This window comes from Guptibacillus spartinae (genome assembly GCF_028610625.1).
GTDB lineage: Bacteria > Bacillota > Bacilli > Bacillales > Guptibacillaceae > Guptibacillus > Guptibacillus spartinae.
The window spans coordinates 68,905-91,601 of the sequence record NZ_JAQQWU010000012.1 but is presented as its reverse complement, the minus strand read 5'-3'; the positions used below and the strand labels follow the sequence as shown (position 1 = coordinate 91,601).

General features: G+C 42.6%; 22 protein-coding genes and 1 riboswitch. Of the genes, 21 read left to right on the top strand and 1 reads right to left on the bottom strand.

The genetic code is table 11. From position 1 onward, the window contains the following. The first annotated feature begins 67 nt into the window (after positions 1 to 67). The 12 genes from ilvE (at position 68) to PQ511_RS18095 (ending at position 13,267) form a co-directional block, all read left to right on the top strand. Positions 68 to 973: a branched-chain-amino-acid transaminase gene (gene ilvE, locus PQ511_RS18150; RefSeq protein ID WP_273853345.1), complete on the top strand. Its 906-nt coding sequence runs from the start codon at positions 68 to 70 to the stop codon at positions 971 to 973. A gap of 356 nt (positions 974 to 1,329) precedes the next feature. Then, positions 1,330 to 3,045 carry an acetolactate synthase large subunit gene (gene ilvB, locus PQ511_RS18145; protein ID WP_273853344.1) on the top strand — a complete coding sequence of 572 codons (1,716 nt, stop codon included), beginning with the start codon at positions 1,330 to 1,332 and terminating at the stop codon, positions 3,043 to 3,045. Then, positions 3,042 to 3,563, top strand: coding sequence for an acetolactate synthase small subunit (gene ilvN, locus PQ511_RS18140; RefSeq protein ID WP_159784617.1), 522 nt, complete (start codon positions 3,042 to 3,044; stop codon positions 3,561 to 3,563). The genes ilvB and ilvN overlap by 4 nt, the downstream gene beginning before the upstream one ends. A gap of 34 nt (positions 3,564 to 3,597) precedes the next feature. Next, a complete protein-coding gene (ilvC, locus tag PQ511_RS18135; RefSeq protein WP_273853343.1) occupies positions 3,598 to 4,623 on the top strand; it encodes a ketol-acid reductoisomerase in 1,026 nt (341 codons plus the stop codon). Next, positions 4,610 to 6,151 (top strand): 2-isopropylmalate synthase, encoded by a 1,542-nt coding sequence (locus tag PQ511_RS18130; protein WP_273853342.1) that lies wholly within the window; start codon positions 4,610 to 4,612, stop codon positions 6,149 to 6,151. Before ilvC ends, PQ511_RS18130 begins: the two co-directional genes overlap by 14 nt. 16 nt (positions 6,152 to 6,167) lie before the next feature. Next, on the top strand, positions 6,168 to 7,274 hold the full coding sequence (gene leuB, locus PQ511_RS18125) for a 3-isopropylmalate dehydrogenase (protein WP_273853341.1): 1,107 nt from the start codon (positions 6,168 to 6,170) through the stop codon (positions 7,272 to 7,274). A gap of 27 nt (positions 7,275 to 7,301) precedes the next feature. Further along, positions 7,302 to 8,708, top strand: coding sequence for a 3-isopropylmalate dehydratase large subunit (gene leuC, locus PQ511_RS18120; RefSeq protein WP_420541732.1), 1,407 nt, complete (start codon positions 7,302 to 7,304; stop codon positions 8,706 to 8,708). A gap of 15 nt (positions 8,709 to 8,723) precedes the next feature. Further along, positions 8,724 to 9,314 carry a 3-isopropylmalate dehydratase small subunit gene (gene leuD / locus PQ511_RS18115; RefSeq protein WP_273853396.1) on the top strand — a complete coding sequence of 197 codons (591 nt, stop codon included), beginning with the start codon at positions 8,724 to 8,726 and terminating at the stop codon, positions 9,312 to 9,314. Beyond that, positions 9,311 to 10,321 carry a threonine ammonia-lyase gene (gene ilvA / locus PQ511_RS18110; protein WP_273853339.1) on the top strand — a complete coding sequence of 337 codons (1,011 nt, stop codon included), beginning with the start codon at positions 9,311 to 9,313 and terminating at the stop codon, positions 10,319 to 10,321. Before leuD ends, ilvA begins: the two co-directional genes overlap by 4 nt. A gap of 135 nt (positions 10,322 to 10,456) precedes the next feature. After that, positions 10,457 to 10,566: riboswitch (SAM riboswitch) on the top strand. Between the two features lie 157 nt (positions 10,567 to 10,723). Beyond that, complete coding sequence (locus PQ511_RS18105; protein WP_273853338.1) at positions 10,724 to 11,746, top strand: methionine ABC transporter ATP-binding protein; 1,023 nt, start codon at positions 10,724 to 10,726, stop codon at positions 11,744 to 11,746. Next, a complete protein-coding gene (locus PQ511_RS18100) occupies positions 11,739 to 12,407 on the top strand; it encodes a methionine ABC transporter permease (protein WP_273853337.1) in 669 nt (222 codons plus the stop codon). Before PQ511_RS18105 ends, PQ511_RS18100 begins: the two co-directional genes overlap by 8 nt. Positions 12,408 to 12,427: 20 nt before the next feature. Then, the gene (locus PQ511_RS18095) at positions 12,428 to 13,267 is read left to right on the top strand and encodes a MetQ/NlpA family ABC transporter substrate-binding protein (RefSeq protein WP_273853336.1); all 840 of its coding nucleotides are present in this window, start codon (positions 12,428 to 12,430) and stop codon (positions 13,265 to 13,267) included. A gap of 40 nt (positions 13,268 to 13,307) precedes the next feature. On the opposite strand, the gene PQ511_RS18090 is transcribed toward PQ511_RS18095, so the two are convergent. Beyond that, a complete protein-coding gene (locus PQ511_RS18090) occupies positions 13,308 to 14,255 on the bottom strand; it encodes an L-lactate dehydrogenase (RefSeq protein ID WP_273853335.1) in 948 nt (315 codons plus the stop codon). A gap of 252 nt (positions 14,256 to 14,507) precedes the next feature. Between PQ511_RS18090 and PQ511_RS18085 the strand changes: the two genes are divergently transcribed. From PQ511_RS18085 to PQ511_RS18050, 9 genes are all read left to right on the top strand, one after another. Next, entirely contained in the window at positions 14,508 to 14,810 is a 303-nt protein-coding gene (locus tag PQ511_RS18085) for a carboxymuconolactone decarboxylase family protein (RefSeq protein ID WP_273853395.1), read from the top strand. 229 nt (positions 14,811 to 15,039) lie between these two features. Beyond that, positions 15,040 to 15,216 (top strand): YuzK family famiily protein, encoded by a 177-nt coding sequence (locus tag PQ511_RS23820; protein WP_481746984.1) that lies wholly within the window; start codon positions 15,040 to 15,042, stop codon positions 15,214 to 15,216. Between the two features lie 346 nt (positions 15,217 to 15,562). After that, complete coding sequence (gene sufC, locus PQ511_RS18080) at positions 15,563 to 16,348, top strand: Fe-S cluster assembly ATPase SufC (RefSeq protein WP_224592401.1); 786 nt, start codon at positions 15,563 to 15,565, stop codon at positions 16,346 to 16,348. Between the two features lie 18 nt (positions 16,349 to 16,366). Further along, positions 16,367 to 17,674, top strand: a complete 1,308-nt coding sequence (gene sufD / locus PQ511_RS18075; protein WP_273853333.1) for a Fe-S cluster assembly protein SufD — start codon at positions 16,367 to 16,369, stop codon at positions 17,672 to 17,674. 3 nt (positions 17,675 to 17,677) lie between these two features. Then, on the top strand, positions 17,678 to 18,898 hold the full coding sequence (locus PQ511_RS18070) for a cysteine desulfurase (protein ID WP_273853394.1): 1,221 nt from the start codon (positions 17,678 to 17,680) through the stop codon (positions 18,896 to 18,898). Continuing rightward, positions 18,888 to 19,331, top strand: a complete 444-nt coding sequence (gene sufU, locus PQ511_RS18065) for a Fe-S cluster assembly sulfur transfer protein SufU (protein ID WP_159784590.1) — start codon at positions 18,888 to 18,890, stop codon at positions 19,329 to 19,331. Before PQ511_RS18070 ends, sufU begins: the two co-directional genes overlap by 11 nt. 101 nt (positions 19,332 to 19,432) lie before the next feature. After that, the gene (gene sufB, locus PQ511_RS18060; RefSeq protein ID WP_226615089.1) at positions 19,433 to 20,830 is read left to right on the top strand and encodes a Fe-S cluster assembly protein SufB; all 1,398 of its coding nucleotides are present in this window, start codon (positions 19,433 to 19,435) and stop codon (positions 20,828 to 20,830) included. Between the two features lie 172 nt (positions 20,831 to 21,002). Next, positions 21,003 to 21,857, top strand: a complete 855-nt coding sequence (locus tag PQ511_RS18055) for a DUF72 domain-containing protein (RefSeq protein WP_273853332.1) — start codon at positions 21,003 to 21,005, stop codon at positions 21,855 to 21,857. 12 nt (positions 21,858 to 21,869) lie between these two features. Beyond that, the gene (locus PQ511_RS18050) at positions 21,870 to 22,685 is read left to right on the top strand and encodes a sulfite exporter TauE/SafE family protein (protein WP_273853331.1); all 816 of its coding nucleotides are present in this window, start codon (positions 21,870 to 21,872) and stop codon (positions 22,683 to 22,685) included. The last annotated feature ends 12 nt before the right edge of the window (positions 22,686 to 22,697 follow it).

The window sequence follows — 22,697 nt, the reverse complement described above, 5'->3', positions numbered from 1 at the left end:
CATAGGCCTATCATTAGACACTAACGCTTTACTGCGTCTAATTAACAAACAGAAAGGAGTGAACAAGGTGAGTGAACAGTGGATCTACCTTAACGGAGAATTTGTGAAGAAAGAAGATGCCAAAGTATCGGTATACGATCATGGTTTCCTCTATGGCGACGGGGTGTTCGAAGGAATTCGCATGTATGATGGGAATGTCTTCAGATTAGAACATCATCTTCAGCGCCTCTATGATTCAGCTCATTCAATTATGTTAAAAATTTCGCACACAATGGAGGAAATGACCGACATTATTGTGCAGACGCTGAAAAAAAACAACCTACAGGATGCCTACATTCGAATCGTTGTCTCACGCGGTGTTGGAAATCTTGGGCTTGATCCATTTACATGCAAGGAACCACAAGTGATCGTTATTGCAGAATCACTGGCCTTGTTCCCTAAGCGATTATATGAAACAGGAATTGAAATTGTCACAGTAGCGAGCAGACGGAACCGCTCGGATGTATTAAGTCCGAAGGTAAAGTCGTTAAATTACTTAAATAACATTCTTGTCAAAATCGAAGCCAATTTAGCCGGCGTTAGCGAAGCATTGATGTTAAATGATCAAGGTTATGTGGCTGAAGGTTCGGCAGATAATATATTTATCGTGAAAGGTAACGTGATTAAAACACCACCGGGGTATGTTGGAGCTTTAGAGGGTATTACGCGAAATGCCATCATGGAACTTGCAAGACAAAAAGGGTATGACATGCGTGAAGAAACGTTTACACGTCATGATGTGTACGTAGCAGATGAAGTCTTTTTAACCGGTACAGCGGCAGAAGTGATTGCTGTTGTGAAAGTAGACGGTCGTGAAATTGGAGAAGGTAAGCCAGGGAAAACAACGAACGATCTGCTTGGAGCATTTAGAGACATTGTCACAGTTGATGGGGTCTCCGTCTATTCTTCAAAACGTGATGTTCAAGCGGGATAAAAAGTAAATATTTATAATCGATGACGAGGCAAAAGAAACAGGATTTGGTAATGACCAGAGAGCCGGTAGTGGTGGAAGCCGGTATTATCCCCTGTATCGACATCACCTCTGAGTGTTGATCTGAACTTAGTAACATAGGATCAACCGAGTGTTTTAAAACACTTGTTATCAAAACGAGCAATTTGCTCATGAGGCGGCAATGATTTGTCGCAAAAGTAGGGTGGTACCGTGAAGTCTTTTCGCCCCTATGGACCGTAAAAAGCGGCGTAGGGATGAGAAGGCTTTTTTTTATTAATAGTTAGTAACGCTTCACCGATAAGGCGGAAGCGGGCAAATAAGCATTGGAGGGTATGAATATGCGGGCGAAGGCAAAACCAGAAGCCGAAGCGGTAACAGCGGAAATGACCGGGGCAGATGTATTAATCCATTCTTTAAAAAAAGAAAATGTGGAAGTGCTCTTCGGATATCCAGGAGGGGCAGTCCTACCAATCTATGATGCTCTCTATCGATCACCGATTAAGCACGTTCTTTCAAAGCATGAACAAGGCTCAATTCATGCGGCTGAAGGATATGCAAGAGTGAGCGGGAAGCCAGGCGTTGTCATTGCAACATCTGGTCCTGGTGCTACTAATCTTGTAACTGGGATTACAGACGCCATGATGGACTCCCTTCCACTTGTGATCTTCACAGGGCAGGTGGCGAGTACGGTGATCGGAACAGATGCTTTCCAAGAAGCGGATATTATGGGCATCACTGCACCAATCACCAAACATAATTACCAGGTACGTGATGTTCAGGACTTACCAAGGATCATTAAAGAAGCGTTCCATATTGCAACAACGGGACGTCCCGGTCCCGTTCTCGTTGATATCCCTAAGGATGTGGCAAACAAAACCATTTCACCCGACTATGATTCTACCATTCATTTACCAGGCTATCAGCCAACCTTTTCACCCAACATCTTGCAGATTAAGAAATTAGGAGATGCGGTTGGTTCAGCGAAGAAACCGGTGATCTTAGCCGGAGCTGGTGTCCTCCATGCGAATGCAGGAAAAGAACTCGTTGCTTTTTCTGAGAAACATAGCATCCCAGTCATTAATACACTGCTTGGTCTTGGCAGCTATCCAGGGAATCATCCGCTATTTCTGGGGATGGGAGGCATGCATGGAACGTACACAGCGAACATGGCCCTTTATGAATGTGACTTGTTAATTAGCATTGGCGCCCGATTCGATGATCGATTAACTGGTAATCTTGATCATTTTGCCATCCATGCAACAGTTGCTCATATCGATGTTGATCCTGCTGAAATTGGGAAAAACGTACCAACGCAAATCCCAATCGTATCGGATGCAAGAGAAGCGCTGAAGAAGCTTTTAGAAATTGAATCTTCAAGTCCAGAAACAGATGATTGGCGTCAGAAGTTAACGCAAAATAGTGAAAATTTCCCACTTTGGAAGAAGGTATCAACGAGTGAATTTCTTCCGCAGCGCGTCGTAGAACTCGTACACGAATATACGAAAGGTGATGCGATTATTACGACCGATGTGGGTCAACACCAAATGTGGGCGGCCCAATATTATGCATTTGCGGATGCGAATCGATGGGTCACATCTGGAGGGCTTGGCACTATGGGATTTGGCTTCCCTTCTGCGATCGGAGCACAGCTTGCTTTTCCGGAGCAAACAGTTGTTTCGCTAACAGGTGATGGTGGATTCCAAATGACGTTACAAGAGCTTTCCACTCTTCAAGAACTAAATCTACCTGTGAAAGTTGTCATAATGAATAACCAGACACTTGGAATGGTGAGACAGTGGCAGGAAGCATTTTATGAAGAACGCTATTCTCAGTCGCTCATCCCTGTACAGCCTGACTTTGTTAAATTAGGTGAAGCATATGGGATCCAATCATATAAAGTAACGAATGAAGAAGAAGCGAAAGCCGTTTTTGAAGAAGCTTTTTCTCATCGCGATCCGGTCTTAATTGATTGTCGCGTAAGTGGAAAGGAAAATGTCTATCCAATGATTGCCCCTGGAAAAGGGCTGCATCAGATGATTGGGGTGAAACCATGAAACGAATTGTAACCGCAACGGTCATTAACCAAAGTGGGGTGTTAAATCGCATCACCGGCCTCATGACAAAACGGCAATTTAACATTGAAAGCATCACGGTTGGTCATACCGAAAAAGAAGGGGTTTCGAAAATGACCTTTGTCGTTAATGTCGATGATAATGCCAAAATTGAGCAGCTCATCAAACAGCTCAACAAGCAAATCGATGTGTTGAAAGTAACGGATATAACAGATCAGGCTATTGTTGTTCGTGAGTTAGCGTTAATTAAGGTCATCAGTAACGCTCAAATAAGAAGCGAAATCTCCGGAATTATAGAACCGTTTCGCGCTTCCATCATTGATGTAAGTCGTGAAAGCATCACAGTTCAGGTAACGGGCAATTCCGATAAGATCGAAGCGATTTTAGATCTTCTTAGGCCATATGGCATTAAGGAAATGGTTCGAACGGGGATCACAGCATTCCCTCGAGGAAGTCAAAAATCTGTAACAGATTTGAAGCAGTATTCCATCTTAAATTAAAAAAATATACCTAATGATGAAGGGATGAATGAAAATGGCAAAAGTATATTATAACGGTGATATCAACGAGGGCACGCTAAAAGGTAAAAAAATCGCGGTAATCGGATATGGATCTCAAGGTCACGCACACGCTTTAAATCTTCGTGAAAGCGGGTTCGATGTAACGGTTGGCTTAAGAAAAGGGCGCTCGTGGAAGCAAGCAGAGGAAGATGGGTTTGCAGTAAAAACAGTAAAAGAAGCAAGTGATGAAGCTGATGTCATCATGATTCTTCTTCCAGATGAGTATCAGCCAGAAGTGTACAAAGAGGAAATCGAGCCGGGTCTTCGCGCTGGAAATGCACTCGTTTTCGCTCATGGCTTTAATGTTCATTTCAACCAGGTTGTTCCACCTTCTGATGTCGATGTTTTCCTAGTTGCTCCTAAAGGGCCAGGTCATCTTGTAAGAAGAACATTCGAAGATGGTGCAGGCGTTCCAGCTCTATTCGGTGTTTATCAGGACGTATCTGGTGACGCAAAAGAACTTGCCCTTGCTTACGCAAAAGGAATTGGCGGTGCTCGTGCAGGAGTTCTTGAAACATCCTTCAAAGAAGAAACCGAAACAGATCTCTTCGGTGAACAGGCCGTTCTTTGTGGCGGATTGTCATCACTAGTGAAAGCTGGATTCGAAACACTGACGGAAGCTGGTTATCAACCGGAAGTCGCGTACTTTGAATGTTTACACGAACTAAAGCTCATTGTTGATTTGATGTATGAAGATGGCATTGCTGGTATGCGTTATTCCATCTCTGACACTGCTCAGTGGGGTGACTTTGTATCAGGCCCACGTGTCGTTGATGCCGATACAAAAGCACGTATGAAAGATATTCTTGAAGATATCCAAACGGGTAAATTCGCGAAAGGCTGGATTCTAGAAAATAAACTAAATCGTCCAGAATTCCACGCGATCAATGAGAAAGAGAAGAATCACCCAATCGAACAAGTAGGAAAAGAGCTTCGTGCCATGATGCCATTTGTAAAACCAAAATCAAAGAAGGAAGTGGTTTCCAGTGCAAAAGATTAATGTATTCGATACAACGCTTCGTGACGGAGAACAGTCAGCGGGAGTAAATCTGAATGCATTAGAAAAACTGGAAATCGCAAAGCAACTTGAGCGTCTTGGAGTAGACATCATGGAAGCAGGCTTTCCTGCTGCTTCCAAAGGTGACTTTCAGGGTGTGAAGAACATTGCAGATACGGTAAGAAATGTTTCCGTAACAGGTCTTGCTCGTGCGAACATGAAAGACATTGATGCAGCATGGGATGCCCTTAAAGGTGGTGCTGACCCAAGGCTTCACGTTTTCCTAGCTACTTCTCCTATTCATATGACGCATAAGCTCAAGAAGACACCGGATGAGGTAGTTGAAACGGCTGTTGAAGCAGTCAAATATGCGAAGAAATTTTTTCCGAAAGTGCAGTGGTCGGCTGAAGATGCTTGTCGATCTGATCGTACCTTTCTAGCTAAGATTATTAAAGAAGTGATTGATGCTGGTGCATCTGTCATTAACATTCCAGACACTGTCGGGTATAGAAGCCCCCAGGAATACGGGGAGCTTTTCACATATTTGCGAAACAATGTTCCGAACATCGATGGTATTGATCTATCGGCACATTGTCATAATGATCTCGGCATGGCGGTAGCGAATTCTCTTGCTGCGATTGAATGTGGCGCGACACAAATCGAAGGAACGATTAATGGCATTGGAGAGCGGGCTGGGAATGCTGCGATTGAGGAAGTGGCCGTCGCGCTTCGCATCCGAAATGATTTCTACCAAGCAGAAACAGGCTTGAAATTAGACGAAATTAAGCGCACAAGTAACCTGGTTAGCAAACTTACTGGCATGCCTGTACCAGGAAATAAAGCAGTAGTAGGAGCAAATGCCTTTGCTCATGAGTCTGGTATCCATCAAGATGGGGTGCTAAAAGAAAAAACCACCTATGAAATTATCAGCCCTCAGCTTATCGGAGTGCAGTCGAATAGTCTTGTTCTTGGTAAGCACTCAGGACGACATGCCTTTAGAGATAAAGTGAAAGAGCTAGGTTTTGAATTAGATGAAGCAAGAATTAATGAAGCTTTCGCCGATTTTAAAGATTTGGCTGACAAGAAAAAGCAAGTAACAGAAGATGATCTGTTCGCACTGTTAACGGATATTCAAACAGATGAATTTGTTGATAAATATGAGATTCATAGCATTCAAGTTCAATATGGAACAGCAAATATCCCAACGGCTACAATTTCAATCGAGAAGCCGGATGGAACGATGATTCAACAAGCTGGAACAGGTTCAGGTAGTGTGGAAGCCATTTATAACACGCTTGAAGAAATGATTCCAGGCACGCTTCAACTTCAAGATTATCGGATTAATTCGGTTGGCGGTGGCAGAGATGCTCTTGCTGAAGTTCATGTCCGCGCGATGTACAACGGTGTAGAATCAAATGGTCGAGGGACAGCGCAGGATGTTCTTGAATCATCAGCGATTGCTTACTTAAATGCAGTGAATCGCGTTCTTGCTAGAGAAAGCTATCAAGTCAAAAAACAAGCGCACGTCTAACAGGGAGGTTAGAAGGATGAAGAGAAAAGTTGCGGTATTACCCGGTGATGGAATTGGCAAAGAAGTAATGGAAGGATCAATGAAAGTGCTAAATGCCGTGGCAGATCGATTTGGCCATACGTTTGAATTTCACTTTGCAAGAATCGGAGGGGCAGCTATTGATCAAGAGGGGATGCCTCTACCCGAAGAAACCTTAAACACTTGTAAAAAAAGTGATGCGGTTCTTCTTGGTGCAGTCGGTGGGCCTAAGTGGGAAAACCTTCCCGGTCATCTTCGTCCTGAACGAGGTCTTCTTGGAATTCGTAAAGAGTTAGGCTTGTTTGCAAATCTTCGTCCTGTCACAGCATTTGACAGTTTAATTGATGCATCTCCACTTAAGGCGGACCGGATCAAGGGTGTGGATATGTTGATTGTTCGTGAATTAACAGGTGGATTGTATTTCGGTACGCCAAGCGAGCGCCGTAACAATGGCAAAGAAGTGGTGGACACCCTTCATTATACAAGGGATGAAATGGAGCGAATTATTGATCAGGGATTCGAAGCAGCTCAGAAACGAAATAAAAAGCTAACGAGCGTCGACAAAGCGAACGTTTTGGAATCAAGCCGAATGTGGCGAGAAGTTGTGGAAGAAAAGGCATTGAATTATCCTGATGTTGAAGTGGAGCATATGCTTGTCGATGCGGCGGCAATGAAGCTGGTTCAAAATCCGGCGTACTTTGATGTAATTGTAACGGAGAATTTATTCGGAGATATCTTAAGTGATGAAGCCTCAATGATTACAGGATCTCTTGGAATGCTACCTTCTGCAAGTCTTCGTAGCGACGGTTTTGGGATGTATGAACCGGTTCATGGCTCAGCACCAGACATTGAGGGGAAAAACATTGCGAATCCACTTGCAATGATCTTATCAAGTGCCATGATGCTGAAGTATTCGTTCGATATGAACGAAGAGGCGGAGTCGATCGAAAAGGCAGTGAAAGAAGTCCTTGATGCCGGATATTATACGAGTGATCTTGCAAATGGATCACCAAAAGCTCTTGGTACAGATGCCATGATCAAGAAAGTGATTTATCAATTGGAAGAAGCTGATGCAACAGCCGGGATCATGGAAGCATACGCTTAATGACAAACAGGTAAGAGGAGGATGGGTGTGGAGCCGAAAACGATTATTGAAAAGATTTGGGATAAACACGTTGTGCATAAAGAAGAAGGTAGCCCGGATCTCCTATATATCGACTTGCATCTTGTTCATGAAGTGACTTCTCCGCAGGCTTTTGAAGGTCTGCGGATGAATAATCGAAGTGTCAGAAGACCGGATTTAACGTTTGCGACGATGGATCATAATGTTCCAACGATTGCTCGTCATATTATTAATGACCCTGTCTCAAAAGTGCAAATGGAAAAGCTTGAAGAGAACTGTCATGAGTTTGGTGTGGAAATTGCTGATATCAATCATCCAGATCAAGGCATTGTTCACGTGATTGGTCCTGAGCTTGGACTAACACAGCCGGGGAAAACAATCGTTTGTGGTGACAGCCATACCTCAACACATGGCGCCTTTGGGGCCCTTGCATTTGGGATTGGAACGAGTGAAGTAGAGCATGTGCTTTCTACGCAAACGCTATGGCAATCAAGACCGAAAACAATTGAAATTCGTGTGAACGGTCGACTTGGTGCTGGAGTGACTGCTAAAGATTTAATACTAGCTGTTATTGCTAAATTTGGGGTTAATGCAGGTACTGGTGCGGTTGTGGAGTACACTGGTGAAGCGATTCGAAAGATGACAATGGAAGAGCGGATGACCGTTTGTAATATGTCAATCGAAGCTGGGGCAAAAGCAGGTTTGATTAGTCCAGATGAAACTACATTTTCCTATTTAAAAGGAAAGAGACACGTACCTGAGGATTTTGATCGCGCCGTTGCTGAATGGCAAGGACTTGCAACAGACCCGGGTGCAACATATGATGAAGTGCTCGAAATTGGGGCGGACGAAATTGAACCCCAAGTAACTTGGGGAACGAATCCGTCGATGGGATCTTCGGTCTATGCTCGCGTTCCTTTCCCGGAAGATTATGAAGATCCTGGTGATCAAAAAGCGATCAAACAGGCGCTCGCTTATATGGATCTTAAACCTGGTACACCCATTCAAACGATCGATATTCAATATGTTTTCATCGGATCCTGTACGAATTCACGATTAAGTGATTTGCGCTCAGCTGCTGACATTGTTCGGGGCCGAAAAGTTCATGAAGGTGTAACAGCGCTCGTAGTACCTGGTTCTAAATCAGTGAAGGATGCTGCTGAAGCTGAAGGGTTGGACACAATCTTTAAAGAAGCAGGATTCGAGTGGCGAGAAGCAGGATGTAGCATGTGTCTTGCGATGAATGATGATATTGTTCCACCAGGCGAGCGCTGCGCGTCTACATCGAATCGTAATTTTGAAGGCCGCCAGGGAAATGGCTCTAGAACGCATCTTGTCAGCCCGGCCATGGCTGCAGCTGCTGCCATTGAAGGCCGATTTACAGACGCTAGAAAAATTAAACCTCTTGTAGTGTAAAAGGAGTGAACCGTCCTGGAACCGATAAATGAATATAAAGGGATCGTTTATCCCCTTGAACAGGTGAATGTAGATACAGATCAAATCATTCCGAAACAGTTTCTTAAAAGAATCGAACGGAAAGGCTTCGGACAGTTTCTTTTTTACAATTGGCGATTTGATGATGATGGAAAGCCACGCGAAGATTTTAATTTGAATGAAGAGCAATACCAACATGCTTCTATTTTAGTGTCAGGAAAAAACTTCGGGTGTGGGTCATCAAGAGAACATGCGCCATGGGCTCTTCTGGATTATGGGTTTCGTATTATTATCGCGACTAGCTTTGCTGATATTTTTTATAACAATTGTGTGAAAAATGGGATCCTACCTATTGCTCTTGACCAAGAAACCATTTCTGAACTTTTTCAGAAAGCGAAAGATGGGTACGAACTTAGCGTTGATCTTAAGAAACAGCAAGTGAATGATGGAGAAGGATTACAAGCGTCTTTTGAGATCGATCCTTATTGGAAAGAAATGTTGTTGAATGGATGGGATGAAGTCTCTCGTACTTTGGCCCTTGAAGATAAAATAAAGTTGTATGAAGAAAAACAACTTGTAGGAGAGTGAATGACGTTGGGAATTACCAGGAGAAATATAACGTTCATGTCGTAAAAGCGATGGAGAATTTGCTGGAGGCTGTCCATAGGACTCCACTTCAGCAATCAACCACGCTTAATGATTATACGAATAAAGATGTCTTCTTGAAGATGGAAAACCTCCAACGAACGGGTTCCTTCAAACTTCGAGGTGCATATAACAAGGTCGCATCTTTGACAGATATTGAGGCAGCTCGAGGCATTGTAGCAGCTTCCGCTGGTAATCATGCTCAGGGAGTAGCGCTTTCCGCAAGAGAGTGTGGGATAAAAGCAAAAATCTATATGCCCATTCACACGCCAACAAGCAAAGTTGAGGCAACCCGAGCTTATGGAGCAGAAGTGGTGCTTGAAGGAGAATCGTATAACGAAGCGTTTATGGGAGCAGATCGAGAACGTGTTGAAAAAGGAGCCACCTTTGTTCACGCCTTTGATGATCTTGAGGTAATGGCTGGCCAAGGAACAGTTGCACTTGAAATGATGCAACAATGTCCTGATTTAGATACGATTCTCGTCCCTGTTGGAGGTGGAGGATTATTAGCTGGAATGGCCATGGCGATTAAGACATACTTTCCGCATGTGAAAATCATCGGCGTTCAGGCTTCAGAAGCATCTGCGACATGGAATCGGTTTAAAGGTACTGGTCCTCTCGTTCTTCAATCTGTCAAATCAATTGCAGATGGCATTTCTGTAAAGGAAGCAGGAAAAGTCACATACCCAATTATCGAAGAGCTTGTTGACGATATGATGACTGTTTCTGAAGAAGAAATTGCCGCTGCAATTGTCTTTATGCTCGAGAGGCATAAAACACTTGTTGAAGGTGCTGGAGCAGCATCAGTTGCTGCTGTTTTATGCAAATCAAACCGTTTAGAAGGGAGCAAAATTGGTGCTGTGGTCAGTGGAGGAAACGCTGATCTTGAAAAAATAGCTCTATACAAACAGCTCTCTCAACGAGCAAAAACCATCAGGCGAATCAGCTGATGGTTTTCTCTTGCTCATCCCAGGTTATAATGTTTGATTATTGTGACTTTTTGCTCAGTAATTGACACTCATAAAGTACCATGCTAGAATTCAATTTAGCACTTAACCACAGTAAAGTAATTTCAATTTTATAATCTCTTATTCAGAGAGGTGGAGGGACTGGCCCTATGAAGCCCGGCAACCGTCAAACGACTCGTTTGAAAAGGTGCCAATTCCTGCAAAGCGATTGCTTTGAGAAATGAGAGGAAGACATTGATCGATGAAATGCCTTTCTACTCAAAGTAGAAGGGCATTTTTTATATCACTTTTTTAAGTGCTTAAAGGTAAAGAATGAAAGCATGGGACTGAAGTCCTTTTCAGGAAGCTGGTACAACATGCAAATGCATAAAGGATGTGAGACATGTGATTGAGCTAAAAGGCATTAATAAAACCTTCTTCTCGAAGTCAGGGAAGGTAGACGCTGTTAAAGATGTTAACCTTTCAATTAAAAAAGGCGAAATATTCGGTGTAATTGGATACAGTGGTGCCGGTAAGAGTACGCTAATTCGGATGCTCAACCTGCTTGAGAGGCCGACGGATGGTACGGTCACGGTGGCAGGGAACAATTTATCTTCTCTAAAAGGAAAAGATCTTCGTGCAGCGAGACAAGAAATTGGCATGATTTTTCAACACTTTAATATCCTTTGGTCCCGAACGGTTCGCGACAACATCGCGTTCCCTCTTGAGATATCCGGAGTCCCTAAAGAAAAACGCATGAAGCGTGTTGATGAACTGATCAAACTTGTCGGACTAGAAGGGAGAGAGGCGGCTTATCCGTCACAGCTAAGCGGTGGACAAAAGCAGCGAGTTGGTATTGCAAGAGCCCTCGCAAATAATCCTAAAGTTCTCCTTTGTGATGAAGCAACATCTGCGCTAGATCCTAAAACGACCGATAGTATTCTTGAGCTTCTAACAGAAATTAATCAGAAGTTAGGTCTTACAATCGTTTTAATCACTCATGAAATGCACGTTATTCGCAAAATCTGTCACCGAGTGGCGGTGATGGAGAACGGCAGGGTTGTAGAGAAAGGTTCCGTGCTTGAAGTCTTTCATCATCCACAGGAAGAGATTACGAAAGATTTCGTGAATCAATTGAGTGAACCTGAAGAAATGAAGGAATCGATCGCACATTTAGCAGCAAGTCAGGATGGTGAACTCGTTCAATTTACGTTCCTAAAAGGGAAAACGGGATCGCCGCTTGTGACAGAGTTAATTCGTCAATTTGACATTGAAGTAAATATTATTCAGGGGAAAATCTCTCATACGCAGGATGGTCCTTATGGAAAGCTTTCTGTCTTTCTTAAAGGAGAACCGGCTGTTGTTGAAAGTGCGCTGAAGTATGTTCGTGAGCAAGGAGTAGAAGCGGAGGTGATTACAAATGGTTGAATCACTTTTTCCGAATGTGAACTGGGAATCGATGTGGGAAGCTACCGTTCAAACAGCTTATATGACGGCAATCTCGGTTCTAGCAACGTTTATTCTCGGTATTATTCTCGGACTATTATTATTTCTAACTGGAAGAGGGAATATATGGGAAAATAAATTTATCAATAGCATTATTGCTGGAATCGTAAACTTATTCCGCTCCATCCCTTTTATCATATTAATCATTTTACTCATTCCACTTTCTGTTTATATTATTGGAACAATGCTTGGCGCGAATGCAGCTCTACCAGCACTTATTGCAGGTGCAGCACCGTTTTATGCACGAATGGTTGAAATTGCTCTACGAGAAGTGGACAAAGGAGTGATTGAAGCTTCTCAATCAATGGGCGCATCAAACGGGGAAATTATTTTCAAAGTTCTTCTTCCTGAAGCAATGCCAGCCCTCATTTCCGGTATTACAGTTACAGCGATTGCACTTGTCAGCTACACCGCAATGGCTGGTGTGGTTGGTGCAGGTGGACTTGGAAACCTCGCCTATCTTGAAGGGTTCCAAAGAAATAATCCTGACGTAACGCTCGTTGCGACAGTTTTAATATTGGTCATTGTGGCGATCCTTCAGATTGCTGGAGATTTAGCAACGCGAGTCATCGATAAAAGATAATGAAAAGAGGAGAGAAAACCATGAAGAAATTTTTAACCCTAATTGCAGTACTTACACTTGCTGTACTTGCCGCTTGTGGTAACAATGGTGGAAACAGCGAAAGTTCTAGTGACGGCGAAGATTCAAAGAAAATCGTAGTAGGTGCATCAAACATTCCACACGCTGAAATTCTTGAAAAAGCAAAACCGATGCTTGAAGAAAAAGGTGTAGAACTAGAAATTAAAACGTTCCAGGATTACATTCTACCGAATAAGACACTTGCGAATGGTGAATTAGATGCAAACTACTTCCAAACGATTCCTTATATGGAGTTACAAATGGAAGAAAACGATAATTATGATTTTGTTAACGCTGGCGGCATTCACATTGAGCCAATCGGTGTTTATTCACAGGATTATAAGAGCTTAGATGAGCTTCCAGATGGTGCTCAGATCATTATGAGTAACTCAGTTTCTGACCATGGCCGTATGCTTTCTTTACTTGAAGCACAAGGATTAATTACCCTAAAAGAAGGCGTCAAGGCTTCTGATGCAACAGTAGAAGATATTGCTGAAAATCCGAAGAACATTGAATTCAAGACAGACGTAGAAGCTTCCCTTCTTCCACAGATCTACCAGCAAGGTGAAGGCGATGCTGTTATGATTAACACAAACTATGCCATTGATGCAGGGCTAAATCCCCAAGAAGATGCTATTGCTCTTGAAGATTCAGACTCACCTTACGTTAACGTGATTACGGTGAACAAAGGTGATGAAGATAACGAAGCCATTCAAGCATTAGTAGACGTGCTACATTCTGATGAAATTCAAAGCTTTATCGAAGAAGAATATGATGGTGCTGTTGTACCAGTAGACGAATAAGGCAAAAAGGTTCTCTGCCAATGTGGCAGAGAACCTTTTTTTAATGTTGGAAAACGGGCTTCATCGCTTCTTTTAATGTTTTGGCAGAGTGGTGCAATTGCTCTAGCTCTTTTTGTTCAAGATCAAGCTCGATGATTTCTCTTATGCCATTATTGTTCACAATCGCAGGTACGCCAATATAGATATCATCTAATCCATACTCGCCCTCCAGTAGCGTGGAGACGGTAAGAATGGAGTTTTCATTTCGAATTATTGCTCGTGTTAACCTTACGAGACCCATAGCGATCCCGTAATACGTAGCACCCTTACGATTAATAATATGATAAGCGGCATCGCGAACATTGACAAAGAGTTCTTCTAAATCTTGTTTCGCCTCTGGTTTATCTTTAATGAGTGACATGATTGGTCGACTGCCAATTGTCGCATGACTCCAAATAGGGAGTTCGGTATCGCCGTGTTCCCCGAGGATATAACCGTGTACATTTCGAGAATCGACGTTAAAATAGTCACTCAGTAAATAACGGAATCGAGCTGTATCAAGAATTGTACCTGACCCGATCACGCGTTCTTTTGGCAGACCAGAGAACTTCCAAGTTGCATAAGTGAGCACATCTACTGGATTTGTGGCAACGATAAAGATCCCATCAAATCCACTTTCCATTACGCTTGAAACGATGGTTTTAAAGATCGCCGTGTTTTTATCAATCAAGTCTAAGCGCGTTTCTCCAGGTGCTTGATTGGCACCTGCTGCTATCACGACGATATCTGCTTCTTTACAGTCGGAGTAGTCTCCAGCCCAAATTTTCATAGGAGCGCCAAAAGGGAGACCGTGATTTAAGTCGCGTGCTTCTCCTTCTGCCTTTTCTTTGTTGACGTCAATTAGTACAAGTTCATTTACGAGTTCTTGATTCAATAGCGAGAAGGCATAGCTTGTCCCAACGAATCCTGTTCCGATTAGTGCGACGCGTGTTGTTTTTCCTTCATACATCTTCTTCACCTCTGCTCATAAATATTGTCTACACATGCATCATAACGTATCCCTATAGGAATGAGTGTGACATACATCACATGTAAGCGCTACAAAAAAACATTTCTGAAGAAAAGGATGGATAGCATGGTTAACCACTTCTCATACTAGTATGGATGATAATGATAAAAGGAGGCCTGTGCTTTGAAACAGGAACAGGAATTTAACAATTTCGCAGAAGCAGCGTTACATGATTATAAAGAAGGATTAGGGATGTTTACTGAAAAAATGCCGCAGCTTGCTAAAAAGTATTCGGCGTTTACAGAAGCTTGTTTTAAAGAGGGAGAAGTAGGTCAAAAAGAGAAGCAGATGATCGCTCTTGGAATTTCGATTTTTTCACAGGATGAGTACTGTATTATTTATCATACGAAAGGATGTCTAGATCAAGGATGCTCCGAGCAAGAGATTCTTGAAACGGTAGGCGTTACTGCAGCCTTTGGCGGAGGGGCAGCTATGAGCCAGGCCGTTACTCTCGTACAAGAATGTATGAAGGATTTAAACCAGCCGAAGCACTAACGATGCCGAGTTTCTTCCTATAATATAGGCAATGGTTTAGATAAAGTGAATGAGGATGGATTTGGAAGAAAAGATAAGAACCGATGTTTTTTAACTATTCAGAACAAGTTTTATCCTTCTTCACGCGCTCTCATCCCTTCATATGCTGTTTGTGGACTGTTGATGTAACGTGATAAAGTATTTCTTGTAAGTAAAACGATATCGAAAGGATTGATTCATTATTAGCCCCATGCGGTTAAACCACACACCTGAAATGGAAAAGGCGATGTACCAGTCTCACGGAGTAGGTTATGCGGAATATAGCCAAAATTTCAACAAGCGAATGCAAGTCGAAAAAGAGCGTGAGATGGATCACCGTCGGAGTCTCAAAATGGTTAGTGAATTCGACCGTAAACTATCTAGATGAATCAGCATCCAATATAACGATGACCTATAGAAAACCAGTCTCTTTAGACTGGTTTTTTTGTATGAAGCTTTCTCGCTGATTCCGTTGTAGGTGTATGGATTAAATGGTAGGCTAAGAAGGGTATGAAACGAAAAAATTGACGATTCATTCTCATTTTGAATAGCAATCCAATTCCTAGCGAACGCTAGAAAGTATGATCCCTGCGTTCCTTGATAATAGTTTGGATTTGTTATAAAATAAGAATGAAAATAGATTGAGAATGACTCAGCACACATTCCTTGACATACACCTTATAGGTACTACAATAAGGAAGGAATAGTATAAACGTTATTGGAGGTATTCACAAATGGCAGCATCAACTCTAAAGATTGAGAATCTTCATGTTTCCATTGAGGGAAAAGAGATTATCAAAGGATTAAACCTTGAAATAAATGGTGGAGAAATCCACGCAGTAATGGGGCCGAACGGTACTGGTAAATCTACCTTAGCTTCAGCAATTATGGGCCATCCGAAATACGAAATCACTGAAGGCAGTGTCTTCCTTGATAATGAAGATGTACTTGAAATGGAAGTTGATGAGCGTGCAAAAGCTGGACTCTTCCTTGCAATGCAGTACCCAAGTGAAGTAAGCGGCGTAACAAACGCTGATTTCCTTCGTTCTGCAATTAATGCTCGTCGTGAAGAAGGCGATGAAATTTCTCTAATGAAATTCATCAAAAAGCTAGACGGCAAAATGGCTGAACTTGATATGGGTGAAGAATTTGCACAGCGTTACCTAAACGAAGGTTTCTCTGGTGGTGAAAAGAAGCGTAACGAAATTCTTCAGCTTATGATGCTTGAACCAAAGATTGCTGTTCTTGATGAAATTGACTCCGGTCTTGATATCGATGCGCTTAAAGTCGTTTCTAAAGGTGTAAACGCAATGCGCAATGAAAGCTTCGGTTGCTTAATTATCACTCACTATCAGCGTCTGTTGAATTACATTACACCGGACAAAGTACACGTAATGATGCAAGGTCGTATTGTGAAATCTGGTGGTGCTGAACTAGCACAGCGCCTTGAAGCAGAAGGCTATGATTGGATTAAAGAAGAACTTGGCATTAAAGACGAAACAGTTGGTCAAGAAGCGTAAGCAGTAAGGAGGATGACAATGTCAGTGGATACGAAAATTGCATTCGATCAAGAATACATTAAAGCTTATTCAGAAAAGTGTCAGGAACCGAAGTGGATGACTGCTCTCCGCCAGAAAGCGTTAGAGAAGTCAGAGAACCTTCCGATGCCAAAACCTGATAAAACAAAAATCGATAAGTGGAACTTTACTTCATTTAAACATGATGTTGCTGGAGAAGCGATTTCATCACTTGATGATCTTCCTGAAGATGTACGCGATCTTGTTGCCAAAGATCAACAGTCAGGAAATCTTCTTGTGCATCGTAATTCAACACCTGTTTTTAGTCAGCTATCAAATGATCTAAAAGAACAAGGTGTGATTTTCACAGATATACAAACTGCTCTTCAAAATCACGGTGATCTTGTTGAGAAGTACTTCATGAAAGACGTCATGAAAGTAGATGAGAATCGCTTAACTGCCGTTCACGCTGCTCTTCTTAATAGCGGTACTTTCTTGTACGTACCTCGAAACGTTGAAATTGAAGTGCCAATTCAAGCACTATACTGGCAAGAAGATCCTGAAGCTGGGTTATTCAATCACGTGATTATCGTAGCAGAGGACAATAGCTCTGTGACGTATGTTGAGAACTACTTATCATATGGTCACGATGTGGAGTCAGTTGCGAACCTTATTGCTGAAGTTCATGTCGGTCAAAATGCACGTGTCACGTTTGGTGCGGTAGATAACCTTGCAACAGGTGTGACAACTTACGTTAACCGCCGTGCAAACGTAGCGCGTGACGGTAAAGTTGATTGGGCTCTCGCTCAAATGAACGATGGTAACACGGTTTCTACTAATACAACACACCTTATTGGTGATGGTTCTTATGCTGATTCTAAGACAGTAACGATTGGTCGCGGAAGTCAGAGCCAGAACTTCACAAATCAGATCTTCCATCACGGACAAAATTCTGAAGGTGTTCTTCTTGTACACGGTGTTCAAAAAGATAGTGCGAGCGCCATCTTTAACGGCGTAACGAAGATTGAACATGGTGCGAAAAAGTCAAACGGTGAGCAAACTCAGCGTGTTCTTATGATGAATGAGAAAGCGCGTGGGGATGCAAACCCAATTCTTCTTATTGATGAAGACGATGTTATGGCAGGCCACGCTGCATCCGTTGGTAAAGTTGATCCAGTTCAGCTTTATTACTTGCAAAGTCGCGGAATCTCTCGTCAAGAAGCTGAACGTTTGATCATCCACGGTTTCCTAGCTCCAGTTATTAATGAACTTCCAATTGAGGGCGTTCGTAAACGTGCGGTAGAGGTTACTGAAGGGAAAGTTAATTAAATGATGAATGTCCAGGACATTCGCAAGCAGTTTCCCATTTTACATCAAGAGGTAAATGGGAAACCTCTTGTTTACCTTGATAGTGCAGCGACGTCTCAGAAACCAACTCAAGTCATTGACGCAGTGGAGCGTTACTACAAGGAAATTAACTCAAACGTTCACCGTGGTGTTCATACGCTTGGAACACATGCAACGGATGCTTATGAAGGCGCACGTGAAAAGGTTCGTGAATTTATTCATGCCTCTTCAACGGAAGAAGTCATTTTCACTCGCGGAACGACAACAGCGCTTAATATGGTTGCTTCAAGCTATGGACGTGCAAATCTTCAAGAGGGTGATGAAGTTGTCATCACGCCGATGGAGCATCACAGTAACATTATTCCTTGGCAACAGGTTGTGAAAGCAACTGGCGCCACTCTTAAATACATTCCACTTCAACCTGATGGAACGATTGCACTTGAGGACGTCGAAGCAACGGTAACAGCAAACACAAAAATCGTGTCTGTTATGCAAGTTTCGAACGTACTTGGTACGATTAACCCAATTAAGGAAATTGCCGCAATTGCTCACCAACATGGTGCCGTTATGGTTGTGGATGGAGCGCAAAGCACACCTCATATGACCATTGATGTTCAAGATCTCGACTGCGATTTCTTCGCGTTTTCAGGTCATAAAATGTGTGGTCCTACTGGGATCGGTGTTCTTTATGGAAAGAAAAAGCTTCTTGAAAACATGGAGCCGTTTGAATTTGGTGGAGAAATGATTGATTTCGTAGGGCTCTACGATTCGACATGGAAAGAGCTACCTTGGAAATTTGAAGGTGGTACACCGATCATTGCAGGCGCGGTTGGTCTTGGGGCTGCGATTGATTTCTTAAATGAAGTTGGGATGGATAACATCCAGCAACACGAGTCGCACCTCGCTAAATATGCTATGGAGCAGTTATCAACAATCGATGGTGTTTCCATTTACGGACCAGAAAATCGTGCTGGTGTCGTGACATTTAATAGTGATGACGTACACCCACATGATGTGGCAACCGTCCTTGATACAGAAGGGATCGCTGTCCGCGCTGGACACCATTGTGCTCAGCCGCTAATGAAGTGGCTTGAAGTAACGGCTACTGCGCGTGCTAGCTTCTATTTATACAATACTGAAGAAGACGTGGATACGTTTGTAGCCGGATTACGAAAAGCAAAGGAGTTTTTCGGTCATGTCTTTTAATAATCTAGACCAGTTGTATCGACAGGTCATAATGGATCATTATAAAAACCCAAGAAACAAAGGGGAGCTTGAAGAAGGCGACCTTAAAATAAATATGAATAACCCTACATGCGGTGACGCGATTCAGCTACAGCTGAAAGTAGATGATGGGAAGATTTCTGATGCGAAGTTTATTGGAGAAGGTTGCTCTATAAGCCTGGCATCAGCCTCAATGATGACACAGTCAGTCAAAGGACTTGAAGTCGATCAGGCCTTAAAGCTTTCGGGAATTTTCTCAGATATGATGCAGGGGAAAGAATATGACGAAGAAGATTTCGATCTTGGTGACATTGAAGCACTTCAAGGTGTTTCAAAGTTTCCGGCTCGAATCAAATGTGCAACACTCTCCTGGAAGGCAATGGAGAAGGGTTTCAAGGAACAGGATGAGGCTTAACCCGCTTCCAGGTGTTGTCATCCATTCTTATTCATACTAGAATGATGGAAAGAGAACAACAGCCAAACACTGACATGTGTAATGTCAAGGAGGGAAATAGAATGGCTAAAAAAATGCCTGAAGTTGGCGAATACCAGTATGGTTTTAGTGATAAAGACGTTTCGATATTCCGCTCAGAGCGCGGGTTAACTCCTGAAATTGTAAAAGAAATTTCTCGCATGAAGGATGAACCTCAGTGGATGCTTGATTTCCGCTTGAAATCGCTTGAGCATTTTTACAGCATGCCGATGCCTCAATGGGGCGGAAACCTTGCTGATCTTGATTTTGATGAAATTACGTACTACGTAAAGCCTTCTGAGAAATCTGAACGTTCATGGGATGAAGTGCCTGAGGAAATCAAAGCTACGTTTGATAAGTTAGGTATTCCTGAAGCGGAGCAAAAATACCTTGCAGGTGTTTCTGCACAGTATGAATCAGAAGTTGTGTATCACAACATGCAAGAAGACCTTGAGAATATGGGGATTGTCTTTAAAGATACCGATACGGCTCTTAAAGAAAATGAAGACATCTTCAGAGAGTACTTTGCAAAAACAATTCCTCCTACGGATAACAAGTTCTCTGCTCTTAACTCGGCTGTATGGTCAGGTGGATCGTTCATCTACGTACCAAAAGGTGTGAAGGTGGATACACCACTACAAGCATACTTCCGTATTAACTCTGAGAATATGGGACAGTTTGAGCGTACGCTTATCATCGCTGATGAAGGTTCTTCTGTGCATTACGTTGAAGGGTGTACAGCTCCTGTTTACACAACGAACTCTCTACACAGTGCTGTAGTTGAGATTATTGTTAAGAAGGATGCCTACTGCCGATATACGACGATTCAGAACTGGGCTAACAACGTGTTTAACCTTGTGACGAAGCGTGCAGTTGCGGAAGAAAATGCAACGATGGAATGGATCGATGGTAACATCGGATCTAAACTGACAATGAAGTATCCAGCTGTTATCTTAAAGGGTGAAGGCGCTCGGGGTATGACGCTTTCAATCGCTCTTGCAGGTAAAGGTCAGCACCAGGATGCAGGCGCTAAAATGATTCATTTAGCTCCTAATACGTCTTCTACAATCGTTTCGAAGTCGATTTCGAAACAAGGCGGTAAAGTAACTTACCGTGGTATCGTTCACTTTGGCCGTAAAGCGGAAGGTGCTCGCTCAAACGTTGAGTGTGATACGCTTATCATGGATAACGAGTCTACTTCTGATACAATTCCTTACAATGAAATCCTAAACGATAACATTTCACTTGAACACGAAGCGAAAGTATCGAAGGTTTCTGAAGAGCAGCTCTTCTATCTGATGAGCCGCGGCGTATCTGAAGAAGAAGCAACTGAAATGATCGTAATGGGCTTTATCGAGCCATTTACGAAAGAACTTCCTATGGAATATGCGGTTGAAATGAACCGTCTCATTAAATTCGAGATGGAAGGTTCAATCGGTTAAGCTTCCATTTTAAACGAACCGGATTTTCCGGTTCGTTTTTTCTGTTAGAACAGCGAATTTAAAAGGGACATGTCGACTTTCTCTTAAAAAGGTAGAAGGGATTTTCCCTTGCTATTTTCGGGTAATGATATGAGAATAAAGAAAGAGAATCAATGATGAGAGGAAGAGTTGCATGATTTACATAGGCGTAACGGGCTGGGGAGACCATGATGATCTTTATCCACCAGGTGTAAAAAGCAATGAAAAACTTTCGATCTATGGTTCGCACTTTCCTACGGTTGAAGTCGATTCATCTTTTTATGCGGTGCAACCGGCTCGAAACTTTCAAAAATGGGCTGATGAAACACCAGAGAAATTTCGTTTTGTTGTAAAAGCATATCAAGGTATGACAGGTCACCAAAGGGGAGATATTCCTTTCGACTCACGTGATGAAATGTTTCAAGCGTATAAGGAATCGCTACGTCCCCTTCAAGATGCAGGAAAGCTTGCGATGGTGCTTTTTCAATTTCCACCTTGGTTTGATGTAAACAAAGAGAATGTGAACATCTTGAGAGACTGCAAAGAACGAATGGGAGACATTCCATGTGCGATCGAATTTCGGCACCAGTCGTGGTATCATGAGGCCTTTCGGGACAAGACGCTTCAATTTATTGAAGAACAAGGGTTTATTCATACTATTTGTGATGAGCCACAGGCGGGAGAAGGATCGGTTCCATTAGTGATGGAAACCCTACATAAAGGTCAAGTGCTGGTTCGACTTCACGGTCGAAATACGAATGGTTGGACAAATCCTGGGAATCGTCACAACTGGCGAGAAGTGCGTTACCTGTATGATTATAATGAAGAAGAGTTACTGGAATGGAAAGAACGTATTCAAGAATTAGAGAAAGAATGCAAAGATGTGTTTGTATTATTTAACAATAACTCAGGTGGTCATGCTGCAAATAATGCTAAGTGGATGATTCAAATGCTTGGAATTGAGTATACGCATTTAAATTCTAAGCAACTTGATCTCTTTGATCTGTAAGGAGCTACGCTAATGTGGATATTGTTATTTTTCATTGGTCTTGCAGCTGGTACGATTGGAAGCCTAGTTGGTCTTGGCGGGGGCATAATTATCGTTCCTGTCCTTCTTATGGTTGATCAGTACACAGATTGGCTTCCCGCTTTATCACCACAAATGATTGTAGGAAGTTCAATTGTCGTACTTGTCGCAATTGGTCTTTCTTCAACGCTCGCCTATATGAAAAAGAAAAGCGTGGATTATAAAAGTGGCGCACTCTTTTTTTTAGGCAGTGGTCCTGGCGCGATTTTGGGTGCCTGGCTAAATAAATTTATTCAGATTGATTATTTTTCTATTTATTTCGGGTTATTTATGGTGCTTGTCTCCATATTATTAATGGTAAGGAACCGTTTACGTCCAATGAAGTTAGATGGGCAATTTGCGCGATCATATACGGATTCTGATGGAGTACAAGTCAACTATACCTTTTCCGCTCTTGCAGCTGTCCTTGTTTCGTTCGTAGTTGGCGTTATTTCAGGACTCTTTGGAATAGGCGGCGGTTCTCTCATGGTGCCCGCAATGATCCTCTTATTTGGCTTTCCAACAACAGTAGCAGTGGCGACCTCGATGTTTATGATTTTTCTTTCAAGTATAACAGGGACCCTGACGCATCTAGCACTTGGTCACATTCAGTGGTTTTTATTACTGGGATTAATCCCAGGTGCCTGGATTGGAGCAAAGTGCGGTTCATTTATTAACCAGAAGCTTTCGGACAAAACAATTGTGATTATTTTACGATGGATGTTAATTATTGTCGGCGTCCGGTTAATCTGGCAGGGAACGATGGGGTAAGAAAGGAAGAGT

Excerpts from the sequence above, each read along its gene's own strand:
- PQ511_RS18055 (WP_273853332.1), top strand. The coding sequence starts at position 21,003 with ATGATTTACATAGGCGTAACGGGCTGGGGAGACCATGATGATCTTTAT.
- PQ511_RS18085 (WP_273853395.1), top strand. The coding sequence starts at position 14,508 with ATGTTTACTGAAAAAATGCCGCAGCTTGCTAAAAAGTATTCGGCGTTT.
- sufB (WP_226615089.1), top strand. The coding sequence starts at position 19,433 with ATGGCTAAAAAAATGCCTGAAGTTGGCGAATACCAGTATGGTTTTAGT.
- sufU (WP_159784590.1), top strand. The coding sequence starts at position 18,888 with ATGTCTTTTAATAATCTAGACCAGTTGTATCGACAGGTCATAATGGAT.
- PQ511_RS18095 (WP_273853336.1), top strand. The coding sequence starts at position 12,428 with ATGAAGAAATTTTTAACCCTAATTGCAGTACTTACACTTGCTGTACTT.
- sufD (WP_273853333.1), top strand. The coding sequence starts at position 16,367 with ATGTCAGTGGATACGAAAATTGCATTCGATCAAGAATACATTAAAGCT.
- ilvB (WP_273853344.1), top strand. The coding sequence starts at position 1,330 with ATGCGGGCGAAGGCAAAACCAGAAGCCGAAGCGGTAACAGCGGAAATG.
- PQ511_RS18100 (WP_273853337.1), top strand. The coding sequence starts at position 11,739 with ATGGTTGAATCACTTTTTCCGAATGTGAACTGGGAATCGATGTGGGAA.
- ilvC (WP_273853343.1), top strand. The coding sequence starts at position 3,598 with ATGGCAAAAGTATATTATAACGGTGATATCAACGAGGGCACGCTAAAA.
- PQ511_RS18050 (WP_273853331.1), top strand. The coding sequence starts at position 21,870 with ATGTGGATATTGTTATTTTTCATTGGTCTTGCAGCTGGTACGATTGGA.
- PQ511_RS18070 (WP_273853394.1), top strand. The coding sequence starts at position 17,678 with ATGAATGTCCAGGACATTCGCAAGCAGTTTCCCATTTTACATCAAGAG.
- PQ511_RS23820 (WP_481746984.1), top strand. The coding sequence starts at position 15,040 with ATGCGGTTAAACCACACACCTGAAATGGAAAAGGCGATGTACCAGTCT.
- sufC (WP_224592401.1), top strand. The coding sequence starts at position 15,563 with ATGGCAGCATCAACTCTAAAGATTGAGAATCTTCATGTTTCCATTGAG.
- PQ511_RS18090 (WP_273853335.1), bottom strand. The coding sequence starts at position 14,255 with ATGTATGAAGGAAAAACAACACGCGTCGCACTAATCGGAACAGGATTC.
- leuB (WP_273853341.1), top strand. The coding sequence starts at position 6,168 with ATGAAGAGAAAAGTTGCGGTATTACCCGGTGATGGAATTGGCAAAGAA.
- ilvN (WP_159784617.1), top strand. The coding sequence starts at position 3,042 with ATGAAACGAATTGTAACCGCAACGGTCATTAACCAAAGTGGGGTGTTA.